We start from the raw sequence: 16,320 nt of genomic DNA, 5'->3' as shown, positions 1-16,320 counted from the left end.
CTTTTTCATATCTGAAGGTTCTACAAGATAGCAATAGCCCACACTGGAGCTAACACATGCTATCAAATCTTCGTTGACCCTCACGCAAAGCATTGTATCTTTTTACTAGTAGAACAGGTGTCTATACCTTTCGATGGAGCATTAGGAATAATGGCACGCACCACCAGCCTTCTCTGAGTTTAAAAACAAGAGATTACCTCACTGCTGTTAGGTTGGCTTCTGATTTAGCTAATCGACTTCTTCAGCTTTCTAGCCCTACCATTGACGAAGTTAAGTCAATTTATGACGACTTCAGGGGAGAAAAAAAGAAGGAAAGCCTACTGCTAGGCAACATTGATATTGAAGCAAGCCTCGTGGACTTGAGTGCTAAGAGTCAAACAGAATACCGCAATTGTTGGGTTAGTTTTGTTCAGTGCCTTGCTCCGTCAATGACCATAGATAGCGGGAATGACTGTCCGGATAATGCCGGAATAGGTGTCCGGTTTGCTCCGGCGCATGCAGTAAGGAGTGCTCACATTGAAAAGTGGAAGCAAACACAGACTTGTAGTGCTACTACTATGAAGAAAAAACTCCGTTTACTCTCTAGCTGTTTCAATCGTCTAGGGCATAAGGTTGAAACTGAATGGTTCAAAATCAGTGTGGAGAAGAAGCCAGTTCGGCCAACTAGAGCTATTGCTGAAAGCGCGCTTAAAATGCTCCTACAAGCCACAGAGAGATACAAGAATGAAGTGGATAGGTGGAAGTGCTATCTACCTCGTATTGCAGCTCTAACAGGTTGTAGGCTCAATGAGTTAGCTCAACTAAGAGTTGGCGACATTGACTTAGGCAAGCAACCAAGTTTGAGTATCAATGACTCTCACACTGATAAGAAACTCAAGAACTCAGCTAATGAACGTGATATTCCAATAACTAACGAGTTAAAGAAGTCGGCTTCTGTTACCTAGATGCGGTTTAACAGGCTGAATTTAAAGACCTAAAGTGGTCGCTGTTGCTAATACAATAAGGGATTGTCGTTTCCATCACAGAACGCGCAAAAGACAATGAGTTTAACATTTACGCATAGGCATCATTGCCCACTCCCCAATTTTCCCATATTCTCTCACTATCAATTCTGATGAATAAAACCAATATGAGATAACACTCTGAATGGTAGACCAAATTTTAACCTTGAAAGAGGTGGCTGCTTACCTAAAGTTGGCCGATAACACAGCGTATAGATTAGCAAGCGAAGGAAAGCTTCCTGGTTTTAAAGTTGGTGGTTCGTGGCGTTTCAAACGCGAAGACCTCGAAGGGTGGATCGAAAAACAAAAAACGTAGGTGCTTAGATGCTTCCAAGTTATCAGGATTTAATGAAGCCAGTGTTAGAGGCTGCGAAGAATGAAGAAGTTAAGCTTAGCAACGTTGTAGACTTGCTGGCGGAGCATTTCAATCTGTCAGAAGACGAGAGAACAGAGCTTCTTCCCAGTGGACGACAAGCAGCTTTTACAAATCGCGTTGGATGGGCCAAAACCTATCTTGCGAAAGCGGGTCTTTTGGACTCAACAAGGCGTGGTCATTTCGTGATAACAGACTTGGGGAAAGAAGCTCTAAACAGTGGCGAAGAGATCAACAACCAATACCTTAAACGTTTTGATGACTTCAATGCGTTCACCAAGCAAAAGAACGATGATTCAGAAAAAGTCGAAGAAACAACTGTGTCTGATAATGATGCGACACCAGATGAAGTACTAAGAGCTGCTTACAAACAGATTAACGACGCGTTAGCCTCAGACATCCTGTCTCGAACACGTAAAGTATCTCCAGCATTTTTTGAGCAACTACTTATCGACCTGCTACTCGCAATGGGTTATGGCGGAAGCGATGAGGGTATGGCCCACACTCTTGGTAAAAGTGGTGATAACGGTGTTGATGGCGTGATTAATCAAGACCCACTTGGAGTTGACCAGGTTTACATCCAGGCTAAGCGTTATGCAGATGGTAACAATGTTGGCGCTGGTGAAATCCGAGACTTCTTTGGTGCGCTTAATCTGAAGAAAGCACAAAAAGGCATTTTCATTACCACATCTGAATTTACTTCATCAGCCATTCAAACAGCCAAAGACTTAGGCATGCGCATCGTGCTTATCAATGGTAAAGAGTTGGCTAAGCTTATGCTGCGTTACAATATTGGTAGCCGAGATGAGCAAGTTTTGCATATCAAGCGTATCGATGAAGAGTTTTTTGAAGGATAACCCACGATGGATAAAGAACTCACGCCAGAAGAGCAGGCGAGATTAATCATAGATCAAAAGCTGGTGGACGCTGGTTGGACTATCCAGGATAAGAAACGTCTCAATCTCTACGAAGGCCTGCAAGGCATCCACGGAATCGCCATTAGAGAGATGGATACGTCCACAGGTCCAGTGGATTACATGCTTTTCATTGATGGTAAAGCATGTGGCGTTATTGAGGCTAAGAAAGACGGAGTCTCTCTAGGCGGAGTCGCAGGGCAAAGCGAGCGTTATAGTTTATCGAGATCAGCATTCACACAGCGCTGGATGGATGAGTTACCGTTTACTTACGAAGCAACCAGTGAAGAAATTCGTTTTTGTGACTATCGAGATCCTAAAGCACGTAGTCGCAATGTCTTCCATTTTCATAAGCCAGAGACATTGAAAAAGTGGCTAGAGGAAGAGAAAACACTTCGTGCGCGTATGCTAGATTTACCTGAACTCGACACTCAAGTTCTTCGTGAATGCCAAATCGATGCTATCAAAGGCATCGAAGATTCACTGAAAAAGAACAAGCCTAGGGCTCTGTTGCAAATGGCTACTGGCTCGGGGAAAACATTTACTGCCGTTACTCAAATATTTCGTTTAGCCAAATACGCCAAGGCTAAGCGTGTTTTGTTCTTGGTCGATAGGGGCAACCTGGGTCGCCAGGCCAAGAAAGAATTTGAGCAATACGATACCCCGCTCGACGGTCGAAAATTCACGTCTCACTACAATGTAAATATTTTGGGTACCACAGGCGTCGCGGATACAACGAAAGTGACTATCTCGACAATCCAACGACTTTACTCACAGCTTTCTGGCTTAGAACTCGATGATGACGCTGATGAGCGTTCTGGGTATGAAGTAGAAGCAGATAGCGATGCTAAACAACCTCGAACGGTAAACTATAACCCAGCGATACCGATTGAGACCTTTGATTTGATCATCATCGATGAATGTCATCGCTCAATATATAATCTATGGCGACAAGTAATTGAGTATTTCGACGCATTTTTGATCGGGCTCACGGCAACACCAACCAAGAAAACCATCGGTTTCTTCAACCAAAACTTGGTCTCAGAATACACTCATGAAGATGCAGTCATCGATAAGGTAAACGTTGGTTATGACATCTACCGAATCAAAACCAAAAAATCAGAGGAAGGGGACATAATAGAAGCGGGGACCGCTGTACAGATCCGTGACAGATTGACTAAGAAAAAGCGTCAAGAAGTTTTAGATAAGGATGAGAGTTATAACAAAACCCAACTAGATAGGAGCGTTATTGCGCCTAACCAGATAACAACCGTTTTAACCGCTTTTAAGGATAGATGCTTACCTGATTGCTTTAGTGAACGTTCTTGGGTCCCTAAAACCCTGATCTTTGCTAAAGATGATGATCACGCAGACCGTATTGTGGATAAAGTTCGAGAAGTATTTGATGAAGATAATCATTTTTGTAAAAAGGTGACCTATCGGGTTGGTAAGAAGAAAGCCGAAGATACCATTACAGAATTTCGTACAAGCCCAAGGCTACGTATTGCTGTGACCGTCGATATGATTGCGACAGGTACGGATATTAAGCCTCTTGAGTGCGTTATCTTCATGCGTGATGTTCGTAGCCAAGCTTACTATGAACAGATGAAAGGGCGTGGTACACGAGTGATTGATACCAGTTCTCTGCACCTTGTTACGCCGGATGCAAAAGCAAAAACCAAATTTGTCTTAGTTGATGCAGTCGGAGTGACAGAGTCAGACAAAACGGAAAGCCAAGCGATGGAGAAGAAACCATCAGTTTCTACCGAAAAACTGATGGAGCAAATTGCTAGGGGTGACCGAGATGCCGATACACTACAAAGCTTGGGTAACCGCTTAATCCGCTTAGATCTAAAGCTGGATGACAAGCAACGTGCAGAACTGACCAAGTTAATGGGCAAGCCACTCGCGCTTGTAGCGGGTGAGCTGATACATGCAACGAATGAAGATTACCTTGAACAAGAGGCGATAGAAAAGTTTGGCACCGACGCACCAACGGTCGAGCAACGAGATCAAGTCTATAAGCCTTTAGCCGATGCTGTCGTTAAACCATTTCACAACCCTGATGTACGAGAGCTAGTAGAAAAGGTAAGGCGCAATACGGACCAAATCATTGATGAAAGTGCCGATGAACTGACCGATGCAGGTTTTGATGTTGAAAAAGCCGAGCACATTATCAAGAGCTTTAAGCAGTTTATGGATGACAACAAAGATGAGCTCACCGCAATTGAGCTAATTTACAGCAAGCCGTACCAACAACGACATTTGAGTTACGATCAGATTGAAGAACTTGCTGAAAACATCCAAGCGCCACCTTATAATCTCGCCCCTATTGAAGTGTGGAAGGCGTATGAGCAGCTCGAAGCTGCCAAAGTAAAAGGTGTTCCACCAGCGGCTTTGTTAACTAACATAGTAAGCTTAGTTAGTTATGCAACAGGCTTAAAAGATGTACTCGAACCATTCCCAGAGGTGGTCGAACGGCGTTTTAATGCGTGGCTAAGCCAGCAACAGCAAACTGGTGTTGAGTTTGATGAAAGCCAGCTTGAATGGTTGGAAATGATTAAACAGCAGATTGCCCAAAACGCAGAGATGATGATCGAAGACTTTGATTACGCCCCGTTTAACCAACAAGGTGGCGTGTTCAAAGCGAAGCAGTTATTTGGTGACAAGCTGGATAATGTAGTCCATGAGTTGAATGGCTATTTAATTGCGTAACCCAAAGAGAAGTATTTTGACCGAACTAAATGAAATTCCCAATAATTGGGTGAAGAGCAGTATTGGTGAGTCCTTAGTCGTAGTGCTTGGCCAATCCCCCGCTTCTTCTTCATACAACGAAGAAGGGAATGGAGAACCATTTTTCCAAGGAAAAACCGAGTTTGGTGCGTTGTATCCAACCGTCAGAAAGTGGTGTACAGAACCGAAAAAGTTTGCGAAAAAAGATAGTATTTTAGTATCAGTTAGAGCTCCTGTCGGACCGACTAATATTGCCCCATTTGATTGTGCAATTGGTCGGGGTCTTGCTGCGCTTCAACCTCTGGCTGGCTGTAACACTAAGTACTTTTTGTATTTAATGCGTAATTTCGAGAAACAATTGGCAGCTTTGGGAACTGGAACCACTTTTGAAGCGATTTCAGGTGATGTGCTAAAAAACTTTCAAATTCCGTTAGCTCCGGTTTCTCAACAGAACTTAATAGTCGAAAAAATCGAAGAGCTTTTCTCTCATATTGATGCAGGAGTTGAAGGACTCAAGCAAGCGAAAGCAAAGCTACAACAATACCGCCAGTCGGTTCTTAAAGATGCAGTTACAGGAAAACTAACAGAGCAATGGCGTGCGCAAAACGTAGATATGTTAGAGCCTGCGGAACATTTGCTAGAACGTATTCTCGATGAGTGCCGAGCGAACTGGGAAGCAGAGCAGCTTAAAGCCTTTGAAGAGAAGGGTAAGACACCTAAGAACGATAAATGGAAGGATAAGTATAAAGAGCCCCCTCAGGCTGATCTGTCTTCCTTACCTGAAATACCCGATGGTTGGACTTGGACTACTATAACCCAGCTCGGTGAGTTGAATAGAGGCAAATCAAAGCATAGGCCACGTAATGACCCAAGCTTATATGGCGGAGATTATCCGTTTGTTCAAACTGGTGACGTGCGTGCAGCAGATGGTCTTTTAACAACTTATAAGCAGACTTATTCAGAAAAAGGGCTTTCTCAAAGTCGTTTGTGGCCAAAAGGTACAATGTGTATCACAATTGCCGCAAATATTGCTGAAACAGCGATACTTGGTTTTGACGCATGTTTCCCTGACAGCGTAGTAGGTTTTATCCCTCAAAATGAAAGTGTTTCAGTTGAATATGTTGAGTTCTTCTTTAGGACAGCCAGAGAAGACCTCGATCGCTATGCTCCAGCGACAGCCCAGAAAAATATCAACCTAGCAATATTAGAGACGGTCTCGGTACCGTTTATGTCAATTGAAGAACAAAAAGAGCTAGTTCTGCAAGTGACAGAAAAGCTTGAGGCTACGAACAGAGCAGAGGCTACCATTGATGAGAAGATACAACATTCGGCTTCTTTAAAGTCGTCAATCTTGGCAAAAGCATTCTCTGGCGAGCTTGTACCAAATAGTTGTGCTGAAAATGCACTAGAACTATTGGAAAACATTAAGACAGAAAAAGAAACGATGGCAGAAACAAAGCCAAAGCGTTCTACTAAGAGGAAAAAAAAAGTGACTTCAGGGCGTAAACCACTACTAACCGTATTGAATGAACAAAGCGAACCATTAAAACCTGATGAGCTCATGCAATTGGCTGGATATTCATCTAATGAAGTTGAAGAATTCTATATCAAGTTAGCCGAAATTGCTGAACAAGTAGAACAGCTATCGCCAGATACGGAACGGATTAAAAACTGGCCTTACGAGAAAGAGTCTGAGATCAAATTAAAGCTGAAGGGTTAGTTGTGAAAATTGATTGGTTACGCTTAGAAAACTTCAAAAACCTAACAAACTTTGAGGTCGACTTCTCTCTTGAGAGTGAACGGCAAGTTGTTATTGGTCGAAATGGTGTCGGAAAATCCAATATATTGGAGTCTATCGCGTGGATTTTCAGAGATTTAGACCTTGGTGAAGAGTCTGAATTTGAGTATGCGATTAAATATCGTTGTCGAGGTCACTATGTGAAAGTTGTCTCGAAAGGCGAGTCAGCTAGAAAGCCAAAGCGTAAGGGTAGTAGAAGAGAAAATGTTCAGAGATTTAAACGCTCTTACTGGGTTATTGAAAACGCCGCAGATATTGAAGATAAAAGTAGTGAAGAAGTCGAAGAGTTATTTGTAGAAATCAAAGAGACAGAATTTAATCGACGTAATCAAGCTATTAAAAATGAAAAGGGAGTTTATTTTTTTCCTGATACGCGAGTATTGCCGGACTATGTATTTGGTTATTACTCAGGTATATCTGCTCGTTTTAATGAAGCTTTTGAAGATCATGAGCGTGACTACTATCAAGATCAGAAAAATGGTGAAGAGATGTCTCTTCGCACCATGTTTTTAGCTAAGCCTCACCATAGCCAATTTTCATTGCTCTCTTTTTTCGCCAAGAATGATGAAAGTACTGCAAAATTTTTATCAGATGAGTTTGATATTGAGAGCTTGTCTTCTGTTCTATTTACACTTCAAGAACCATATTGGAGTAGTTCAGCGAAGAAGAATACATTAGCAAAGCAGAAAAAAGATAGACGTTTTTGGGGAGCTGGAGGAAACGTTGAGCCATTCTTAGACAAGTTATTTGAGCTTGCCTATGCACCGATGTACGGTTCAGAAAGAAAAGAGATATCAATAAACCGCTCGACAAATTTAGAGACGAGGTATTGCTTCTTAAACTCTCAAAACTGTATCGAGAAACTAGCTGAAGGACTTGAACCAAAAGAGTTTTTCACTCGTTTAGAAAGTGCAATTTTTAGCGACGTTTTGAGTCTAGACGGCAGTGGATTGAAGATTAGAGTCAAGCTAAGAGGCGTTAAGGACGCAATTACCTTCAGCGAGATGAGTGAAGGTGAGCAGCAACTACTAACTATTATTGGGCTGATGCGTTTCACTCAGCAAGATGAAAGCTTGTTTCTCTTGGATGAACCAGATACTCACTTAAATCCGGCATGGTGTTTAGATCTATTAAAAAACCTCAAAGATCATGGTGTTGACCCCAAGCGTAGTCAAATTCTTATAACTACTCATAACCCGTTAACGTTTGCTGGGTTGGACAAGCACGAGGTAGTAATTGTCGACAAGAATAGTGATGGCTCCATATATAGTTATCACCCAACGAGTGCCCCGAAGGGGATGGGCTTTCAAGCTATATTAACCAGTGACTTTTTCAAGCTAAGGTCAACTCTAGACCGGGATACGTTAGCGCTACTTGATGAAAAGCGTGAACTAGGTTTGAAAGCGGATAAATCCGATGAAGATAGGAAAAGACTTGCAGAACTGAACGTACAGCTTGGTAGGCTTGATTTTTCGCATGCTGCGCGTGATCCGCTTTATATCGAGTACATTAGGGCGATGACACTGGCGCAAAAAGATCATCCAGAGATTGGGGATGCAGCACCAAACCACAATAACTGGGAGCTTAGAAAGAACATAGCCGAAAAAATTGCATTAAAGCTGTCTGAGAAGGAAAGCGAGTAATGAGGTATATAGATAAGCGGCAGTTACCAAGGCTAATCGATCTGACTGATATTAATAATGCGAAGGCGGAAATATCTGCGCTACCTGATGACCAGCGTAGCAACTTTATTGATTCTAATGGCGGTAGATGGTCTGCTTTGAAAACGCAGCTATGGACTATTGGGAATATGAAGTGTTGGTATTCGGAAGCCGTTATACAGAGGCAAGAAGGCCACGTAGAGCATTATCGCCCAAAAAAGAAACCACATGGCTTGAATGGAGAACAACATCCAGGGTACTGGTGGAGGGCGTTTGATTGGATGAATTTCCGAATTTCTCATCCTACTTCAAACGTGCGAATAACAGATTACCTAACAGGGGAAGTTGTCGGAAAAGGTGCTTACTTTCCTTTGCGAGAAGGCTGCGTCCGAGCGCAAGATGAAGCAAGTGAGCGAGCAGAAGAGCCCGTCCTATTAGATCCAACCGTCAGAGGGGATTGTAGACTCCTTTGTTTTGACTCTAATGATGGTAAACCAATACCAACGTATACAGTAGACCAAGATGAGTGGAAAAATAAAAGAGCGGCAGACTCGATTGCTTACTACCATCTTGATGAAGGTACGTGGAACTATTTACGAAAAGATCTTATGGATGATGTCAGTCGATTATGTGAAACACTGATTGATGCAGCAGGTGCATCTGAACCAGATCAAGCTCGTTGTGATGACTTGATAGATGAACTTGTTGGTTTAATGGATGAGCATCAACCTTTTACAGCAGCATGTATTCAAGTAATTAAAGAAAAAGGTTTGCTAGAAGTAGTGACCTAGAGAACAATATGAACAATTTAACAACTGGTGATATCGTAAATCGAGTATGGAACTATGCCCATGTATTGCGCGATGAAGGCGTAGGGTATGGTGATTACGTAGAACAGCTAACCTATCTGATCTTCTTAAAAATGTCTTCTGAGCGATCAGAAGGTGGTAAAGAGGGGGAGAGCTTAGCTGCGGAACGTTGGGCTAAACTTATTGATCTAGACGGCTCAGACCTAGAGATGGAATATCGTCATACTCTGGAAAGCTTAGGTAGCCAAAAAGGTACACTGGGCATGATCTTCCGAAAAGCCCAGAACAAAATTCAAGACCCAGCGAAACTTGAGCGCCTAATATCCATGATCAATAAAGAGTCATGGTCTTCGCTGAGTATTGATGTCAAAGGTGAGATTTATGAAGGCTTGTTACAAAAAGGTGCTGAAAGCGAGAAGAAAGGTGCAGGTCAATACTTTACTCCGCGGCCAATCATTGAGGCAATCGTCGATGTAATGCAACCCAAGCCAATGCAGAAGATCGCCGATCCTGCTTGTGGTACCGGTGGATTTTTAACAGTCGCGCATGACTATGTTGCTTTTGATATTAATAGAGAAACAGGTGAAAGAACACCAAAAGCACTGACTAAAAAAGAGAACCGTTTCTTAAAAAATGAAGCGATAAGTGGTAACGACATTTCAGATTCGGTGGCTCGTTTATGTGCCATGAACCTGTATCTCCATGGTATTGGAGCTGAAGAGTGCCCGATCTCTACATCAGATGCATTGGCGAAAGAGGTTGGATCTAACAAAGTTGATATGGTTCTAGCTAACCCTCCTTTCGGGAAAAAGAGCTCAGTAACTATCATTAACGACTCAACTGGTAAGTTAGAGAAAGAAAAGCTGACCTATACTCGTGAAGATTTTTGGGCAGAAACCTCAAACAAACAACTTAACTTCGTCCAACACATCGGCAATATGTTAAGAGTTGACGGAAAAGAATCTGGCAAAGCCGCTGTGGTACTACCTGACAACGTTTTGTTTGAAGGAGGTGCTGGTGAAACCATCCGTAAAGAGCTACTTACACGTTTCAACCTACACACTATCCTACGTCTACCAACCGGTATCTTTTACGCTCAAGGTGTTAAGGCAAACGTACTGTTCTTCGATGCTAAGCCTGCTTCAAAAGAAGCGTGGACCAAAAGCGTATGGGTTTATGACTACCGAACTAATGTTCATAAAACGTTGAAAACTAATAAACTTGTCTGGAATGACTTTAAAGAGTTTATTGAACTTTATAAAGCAGATGATCAAAAAGCACGAGTTGCTACTTGGGCAGAAGCTCAGGAAGCAGATGGTGGCCCAGGTCCAGATGGTCGTTGGCGTGAATACAGTTATGACGAGATCATAGCTAGAGACAAGACGAATCTCGATATCACTTGGTTGAAAGATGAGTCACTGGAAGATACGGATAACCTTCAGCCACCAGCCGTCATTGCTAGTGAGATTGTTGAGTTGCTTACCGCTGCACTAGAAGAGTTCAAAAGCGTAGAAGAAGCACTTGTAGAAGAAGACGAAGATTAAATACATAGGGGCCTGCGCCCCTTTTTTGTGTTTTATATATTTGGTTGGGAAATATGAAGTTAATTGCGAATGGCTTAAACAAGAATTTTTTTAGAACAATGTTGCCTCCTGCAGGAACGGAGGTTGATGGTGTGGTTGCTGCAATCGCTTATGGTGATGATAGAACAGAGCTACTTCAGCACTGTATTGATAACCGTTATAGGCTTGATATTTGGATGAGGTATGATCATACGGTTCCCGTATCGCCAGCTTTTTTATCTAAACTTTTAGCCAACACAAAAAACAATATCTTCTGTAAGTTGGTACCAGATTCTCTCCACAGTAAAGTGATTTGGTGGAAGGGGTATGGTGCATATGTTGGTTCGGCAAACCTTACCGATCGAGCGTGGAATTCAAATATAGAAGCCGGAGTTTTCTTTAGCGAAAGTGATCTTGTTGATTCAGGAATGGCTGAGCAGTTATCAGAGTTTTTCGAAAGTTTGGAGTCTTTAGACGTTTGTTTTGATTTGAACGAGGCCATCATAAAAGAGCAAAAAGCGCTTCTCGAGCTAAACAAACAAAGAATGAAAGAGGATAAGGAAAGAGCGAATAAACGCAAAATACCTGAATGGGGGGGGTTAGCTTTATTGATGATCGCAAAGCGAAGGACAAGAGAAAGGACAACTTTAGGAAAGAGTGGGAGAGTACACTTTCGACAATCAAGAACATAGCTTCTCAGATCAATGATTTCAGACCTAAATGGATAGCGGATGATACTCCGGTGTATTGGCAAGTTGATCAATTCTTACACGCCTATTACTACAACAAAGTTAGACGTGATAACAATACATATCCATACGAAGACGACTATCAACAGCATTGTAAGAACCCACAAGCAACTTTAATGACTATGCTTCAGTGGTGGCAGGACTTACCTGAGCCCCCTTCACAAGAAGATTTCAATATCGAAGTCAATGCGCCACTTATTCGCAATAACTTGTCTAGGAACCACATAGGTTCAGTTACAAGAGATGATCTTCAAGGTATTTTGAGGGCAACTCATGCAACGATGGACCACTTAATTAAAATGAGCACAGAGTCTTTGGGAAGGCCAAATCAGAAGTCATTGACCAGAGAAGAAAGGCTTCCGCTGTTTACAGACTGGTCATACAACCAACGAAATGGTAAAGGGCAAACGGTGATAGAGCTATTAGATTTCGTGCTCTACGGGGGTAAACCTGAAAATATGTGGGAGCGCATCTATCAAGCAAGTAAGCATGAAGACTATCGATTCGCGCACTATGGTATTAGTTCGATTGCTGAGGTTATTGGTTGGGCTAGACCTGAAGATACTCCACCAAGAAATGGCCGTACTAACAAGGCTCTTAGAGCCCTTGGGTATCCGGTAAAGGTAAATATCTGATAAAAAATAATATTCCGTCTAGCTATACCAAAAATGTGAAGGGAAACGCTGTCCTGAAAGTAGTTTTATGACACTGTATGCTCATTTAAATGTATGGTGGTCAACGTATGAAATTAGGCTTTTTCTTTGGAGCGGGTGCTGAAGTAGGTTATGGGCTCCCGATTGGTGGAAAGTTTGCGATCGATTTGTTTCGCCAAGATGTTAGTGAGCATAAACAGGCGTTGCGAGACCAGTTGAGAAGCCTAAACCAATACGATACGTACGTTACAAGTTGGCTACCAGAAAAGTACGCTACACAGAGGATTCATGCCTTTGGGAAGAATGAGTTTACTAGTTTAATTGAATCGTCGATTGAGTACAGGAAGTCAGAAATAGTTCGTAGGCTTAACGACTTTGATGTGGAAGCCGACAAAGCCCTGATAGACCTCGGAATAGATAAGAAAGTTGTTGTTGATAAATTTAACACTGAAATGGATCATGCGTTCGGTGATCAGCTGTTTTCTACTGCTGTTCAGATGAATAGCTTACTTTCTGATGAAGTGAGATTGTTTGGCAGCGAAATGTACTCAGCAATGCTGAGTGTACTGCGTGTTAAAGAAAACACTGCTGATCTTCAGAGGTATGCAGGGGCCTTTTTACAACTTTTGGTTGGGGCCCACGGACAAGAGCTGGTTCAGCGACTTAATCAAGAGCTGTTTGAAGCCGCGCCTGACGATATCCCTATATTTGATGATGTTTCCGGAATGTTCAAAGTTGAGTTCAATCAAGCTGGATTAAGTGCTTTGGAACTATTAATGGAATCGAAGCGAGAATACGATGTAGAGAATGGGTCGATATCAGACTTGCTCTCCGCTTTGGCGCAACAACTTCTAGAAAATATATTTACCACTGTATTAGACTATCAGTCACTCATTGATAGTCATTTTCGCTATTTATACTCCCCAAAAACAGAGTGGGCTAAGTTCTCAAAAATGGTTATTTTTTTGTGGGCAACAAGGAAGTACATTAAGGAGCAGCTAGAGAATATTGGCAGTCTACCCAACAGCGGATACTATCATGATCTTCAACGTTGTGAAGCTCTTGGTATTGAAATTTCCGCAATAGGAACAGCTAACTATAATAACCTCATCGAGACAATTGCTGGGCAACTTAATTATCAAATACCAAGTGTTCACCAGTTAAATGGTGGTGTCTGTGATTACTACAATCCATATAAAAACTCGGTTGTATTTTGCCAAGATGATAATGATGTTCCACAAGATCAAATCCATGTACCGTTTATACTGACTCAAAGCGGGCTAAAGCCCTTAACATCTGTCGATATGTCAAGACGTTATGTTAGCTTGTTTGATAGTTACTCCGAGTGTGACGCCATAGTTGTGATTGGGTATGGTTTCAATATTGATGATAGCCATATCAACGGATTGTTTCGTCAGTTGATAGAAGATAACGGTAAGTCTTTACATTGGGTTTGTTTAGATACTGATGGAACAGCAGAAGAACAGAAACGAACATTGGTTCAGAAGTTGAGGATTAGTGCAGTTAATCGAAGTAAGGTTCACGTTGTGCCCGTTTCTCCTGCTGAGAGATTAGTTGGAGGAGTAAACTGGTTAGATAGTGTCAAAACAGTAGTTGAGCAAGGTTAGGTCTGCAATAGCTATTGTAACTAATAGCCCGATGAACTGAGTGAGAGTTCTGAGCAATGCTTTGTACTATTTATGGTAACCAAGTGGATGCGTCTAATCGTAGCAGGTAGTATCAACTGGTTGTTTATTTATGTACCACTGAATGTACCACTGTTGTTCTTTATTTTTAATTGTTTCTAATAATCAGTGCTTTATGTGGACTTTTCGACTGCCTCACTCCCGCCACATTCGAGCCCCTAGAGATATCTAGGGGCTTTTTGCGTTCTATAACCCACTGAAAAATAGAGAAACCGATGTGTCATGGCGTTTCTTTAGTCTCTTACGTTCCCAGTTTTCTTTGTATGCTTAAGTGTATGTTTAAGTGTATGCTTTAAGTGACATTTAGAGTTAGGGGTTGAAGTCAGAATGAAGTCGCCGTAGAACGGCAACTTTCATCAAAGGTGACACTAATACCAAAACGTAAGCGCCCCACGATCCCACGTGGTGCGCTTTAATAATCGAAGTTCCAAGGAAGCAGCGAGTCGACATCCGGCTCAGGTTTGGCAAGCTCTTTCAAGCAATGAACCATGTAGTTGTAGAGGATTAAGTCATTTGCTTTTGCCGTTTCGATGATGCTGTAGAGCATTGCGCTAGCATCAGCGCCTCTTGAGTTATCAGCAAAAAGCCAATTTTTTCTCCCAATAACCAGCGACTTAATTGCACGCTCAGCACGATTATTATCGATGGATAAGTGTCCGTCGTCGATATAACGAACCAACTTCGGCCACTGCCCTTGGGTGTATTTGATGGCTTTACCAAGTTCACCCGACCCAACCACTTTCTGCGTGGCAAGCCAGTGATGGATGTCATCGAGCATCGGTTTAGCTTGAGTCTGCCTTGCTATCAGGCGCTCCTCAGCCGTGCTGCCTTTCAGCCTCGTTTCCAACGCATAGAGCTTCTGGATTTTCGCTAGGATTACGTCAGCTTTACCTGCTTTGCCTTTTCCCTGCAGCTTTTTAGCATCCATGAACTTGCGACGAGCGTGAGCAAAGCAACTCACGTTGGTCACCTTATCTAGCCTATCGTAAACGGCATAGCCATCACTTTGAAGATAGCCATTGTAGTCACCTAAGAAGGTCGCAGGGCAAGCAGTTGCGCGACTATTTTGATAGTCGAACAAGACGATGTTTTTTGTATCATCAACACTGGCTTTTGGCGAGTCTGCACCTGAGCAGTAGAGCCACATATAGGCTTTCTTCTCTTCTTTGAGCACATTGAGTGGGGTTTCGTCGGCGTGAACAACAACTTGTTTAAGAAGGTGATGTTTGAGTACTTGGTAAAGCGGTGCGAACCGCTCACTGACCTGTATTACCCACCTTGCCATCGTCGTTCGAGACAGCTCGATACCCGACTGGCTGAACAAGGTTTCTTGGCGATAGAGTGGCAGTGCGTACTGGTATTTGCCGAGGATAATGTTGGCAAGCAAGCTTTCAGTGGCGAAGCTCTTTGGAATGATGCTTTGTGGTGATGGCTTCTGATGTATTTGGCTTTGGTCAGCTTGCTGCTCACACTGACGACACGCATATTTAGGCCGAACATACTCAAGCACTTTCAGCACCGCTGGGGTGAACTCGAGCTTTTCACTGTAGTCTTCACCGATTTTATGCAGCTCACCCTGGCAGCAAGGACACTGTTTTTCCTGCTCATCAAGGTCAAGAACGATACGCTCGCGCGGTAGGTCTTTAGGTAGTGGCTTGCGTTTACCTCGCGGCTTGGTGGTTTTCGATGAAGTAACTGGTGCCTCTTCCTCTTTGACTAACTCAGATTCTGCCTCGTTAAACAGGTCGCCTTGCGCTTCATCGTAAGGCTTTAAGGCCTCAGAGCGTTTTGCGAACTGGCGTTCAAGCGCTAGCTTGAACTGCTCAATCAAGGACTGGCGCTCTTGCTCCCACTGCGATTCTTTCTGCTCTTGTTGAGTCAACAAGGCTTTCACCATCGCTTGAAGCTCGGCAACATCTTGGCTTTCTGGGTTAATATCAGGTGTCGTTTTCATGGCATTTATTATACTAAATGCACATTATAAAAGCCTGATAGATAAGTCTTTTATTACGATTAACTCATTGTAAAATCATGTATTTCAACTGCTTTGTGACCAATAATAGTGAAGCCCGAGAGCAGCCTATCTAGCTCAAAGTCGGTTAAGATGAAGACAGCCTTTTTCTCTTTCGAGGGCCATTTGAACTTGGCTTTTTCAAGGCGCTTGTACCAGAGTGCGAAGCCAGTTTTATCCCAGTACAAGACTTTAACTTTGTCGCGTTGTTTATTCGTAAAGAGGAACAAAGCACCAGACCCTAGAGGCAAGTTGGTCTCAGATTCAATGATGGCAGCTAGGCCGTTAATCGACTTTCGAAAGTCGACAGCTTCGCGATATAGAAAGATGTTCGGGGCACTGAGCATTCT

At 42.7% G+C, this 16,320-nt stretch carries 13 protein-coding genes; 11 read left to right on the top strand and 2 right to left on the bottom strand.

Features of this window, described 5'->3' with window-relative positions; translation table 11 throughout:
* Window positions 1-212 precede the first annotated feature (212 nt).
* The 11 genes from ACZ5R2_RS21395 to ACZ5R2_RS21345 all read left to right on the top strand — a co-directional run bounded on the left by ACZ5R2_RS21395 (window position 213) and on the right by ACZ5R2_RS21345 (window position 13,881).
* A complete protein-coding gene (locus tag ACZ5R2_RS21395) occupies window positions 213-944 on the top strand; it encodes a hypothetical protein (RefSeq protein WP_464902602.1) in 732 nt (243 codons plus the stop codon).
* 202 nt (window positions 945-1,146) lie between these two features.
* Window positions 1,147-1,317, top strand: a complete 171-nt coding sequence (gene mads1 / locus ACZ5R2_RS21390; RefSeq protein ID WP_464902603.1) for a methylation-associated defense system helix-turn-helix domain-containing protein MAD1 — start codon at window positions 1,147-1,149, stop codon at window positions 1,315-1,317.
* Between the two features lie 8 nt (window positions 1,318-1,325).
* Window positions 1,326-2,231, top strand: a complete 906-nt coding sequence (locus ACZ5R2_RS21385; RefSeq protein ID WP_464902604.1) for a restriction endonuclease — start codon at window positions 1,326-1,328, stop codon at window positions 2,229-2,231.
* 6 nt (window positions 2,232-2,237) lie between these two features.
* Window positions 2,238-5,003 carry a type I restriction endonuclease subunit R gene (locus ACZ5R2_RS21380; protein WP_464902605.1) on the top strand — a complete coding sequence of 922 codons (2,766 nt, stop codon included), beginning with the start codon at window positions 2,238-2,240 and terminating at the stop codon, window positions 5,001-5,003.
* A gap of 16 nt (window positions 5,004-5,019) precedes the next feature.
* On the top strand, window positions 5,020-6,741 hold the full coding sequence (locus tag ACZ5R2_RS21375) for a restriction endonuclease subunit S (RefSeq protein WP_464902606.1): 1,722 nt from the start codon (window positions 5,020-5,022) through the stop codon (window positions 6,739-6,741).
* Window positions 6,742-6,743: 2 nt separating this feature from the next.
* Window positions 6,744-8,462 (top strand): AAA family ATPase, encoded by a 1,719-nt coding sequence (locus ACZ5R2_RS21370; protein WP_464902607.1) that lies wholly within the window; start codon window positions 6,744-6,746, stop codon window positions 8,460-8,462.
* Window positions 8,462-9,271 carry a hypothetical protein gene (locus ACZ5R2_RS21365; protein ID WP_464902608.1) on the top strand — a complete coding sequence of 270 codons (810 nt, stop codon included), beginning with the start codon at window positions 8,462-8,464 and terminating at the stop codon, window positions 9,269-9,271. The genes ACZ5R2_RS21370 and ACZ5R2_RS21365 overlap by 1 nt, the downstream gene beginning before the upstream one ends.
* Window positions 9,272-9,279: 8 nt before the next feature.
* A complete protein-coding gene (locus ACZ5R2_RS21360) occupies window positions 9,280-10,833 on the top strand; it encodes a class I SAM-dependent DNA methyltransferase (RefSeq protein WP_464902609.1) in 1,554 nt (517 codons plus the stop codon).
* 53 nt (window positions 10,834-10,886) lie between these two features.
* Window positions 10,887-11,543 (top strand): phospholipase D family protein, encoded by a 657-nt coding sequence (locus tag ACZ5R2_RS21355; RefSeq protein WP_464902610.1) that lies wholly within the window; start codon window positions 10,887-10,889, stop codon window positions 11,541-11,543.
* Window positions 11,544-11,593: 50 nt separating this feature from the next.
* Complete coding sequence (locus ACZ5R2_RS21350; protein ID WP_464902611.1) at window positions 11,594-12,235, top strand: hypothetical protein; 642 nt, start codon at window positions 11,594-11,596, stop codon at window positions 12,233-12,235.
* Window positions 12,236-12,342: 107 nt separating this feature from the next.
* Window positions 12,343-13,881 (top strand): hypothetical protein, encoded by a 1,539-nt coding sequence (locus tag ACZ5R2_RS21345; protein ID WP_464902612.1) that lies wholly within the window; start codon window positions 12,343-12,345, stop codon window positions 13,879-13,881.
* Between the two features lie 490 nt (window positions 13,882-14,371).
* On the opposite strand, the gene tnpC is transcribed toward ACZ5R2_RS21345, so the two are convergent.
* Both tnpC and tnpB read right to left on the bottom strand, forming a co-directional pair.
* A complete protein-coding gene (gene tnpC / locus ACZ5R2_RS21340) occupies window positions 14,372-15,913 on the bottom strand; it encodes an IS66 family transposase (protein WP_464902613.1) in 1,542 nt (513 codons plus the stop codon).
* A gap of 59 nt (window positions 15,914-15,972) precedes the next feature.
* Entirely contained in the window at window positions 15,973-16,317 is a 345-nt protein-coding gene (gene tnpB, locus ACZ5R2_RS21335; protein WP_464903654.1) for an IS66 family insertion sequence element accessory protein TnpB, read from the bottom strand.
* Window positions 16,318-16,320 lie beyond the last annotated feature (3 nt).

The sequence above is a fragment of the Vibrio sabulosilitoris genome, from assembly GCF_055391395.1.
Note: the sequence above shows the minus strand (reverse complement) of the source record. Positions and strands in the feature narration are given on the sequence as shown.

What these genes read in the sequence shown, in the direction of transcription:
- mads1 (WP_464902603.1), top strand. Translation starts at nt 1,147, where the DNA reads ATGGTAGACCAAATTTTAACCTTGAAAGAGGTGGCTGCTTACCTAAAG.
- ACZ5R2_RS21385 (WP_464902604.1), top strand. Translation starts at nt 1,326, where the DNA reads ATGCTTCCAAGTTATCAGGATTTAATGAAGCCAGTGTTAGAGGCTGCG.
- ACZ5R2_RS21380 (WP_464902605.1), top strand. Translation starts at nt 2,238, where the DNA reads ATGGATAAAGAACTCACGCCAGAAGAGCAGGCGAGATTAATCATAGAT.
- ACZ5R2_RS21365 (WP_464902608.1), top strand. Translation starts at nt 8,462, where the DNA reads ATGAGGTATATAGATAAGCGGCAGTTACCAAGGCTAATCGATCTGACT.
- ACZ5R2_RS21360 (WP_464902609.1), top strand. Translation starts at nt 9,280, where the DNA reads ATGAACAATTTAACAACTGGTGATATCGTAAATCGAGTATGGAACTAT.
- ACZ5R2_RS21355 (WP_464902610.1), top strand. Translation starts at nt 10,887, where the DNA reads ATGAAGTTAATTGCGAATGGCTTAAACAAGAATTTTTTTAGAACAATG.
- ACZ5R2_RS21345 (WP_464902612.1), top strand. Translation starts at nt 12,343, where the DNA reads ATGAAATTAGGCTTTTTCTTTGGAGCGGGTGCTGAAGTAGGTTATGGG.
- tnpC (WP_464902613.1), bottom strand. Translation starts at nt 15,913, where the DNA reads ATGAAAACGACACCTGATATTAACCCAGAAAGCCAAGATGTTGCCGAG.
- tnpB (WP_464903654.1), bottom strand. Translation starts at nt 16,317, where the DNA reads ATGCTCAGTGCCCCGAACATCTTTCTATATCGCGAAGCTGTCGACTTT.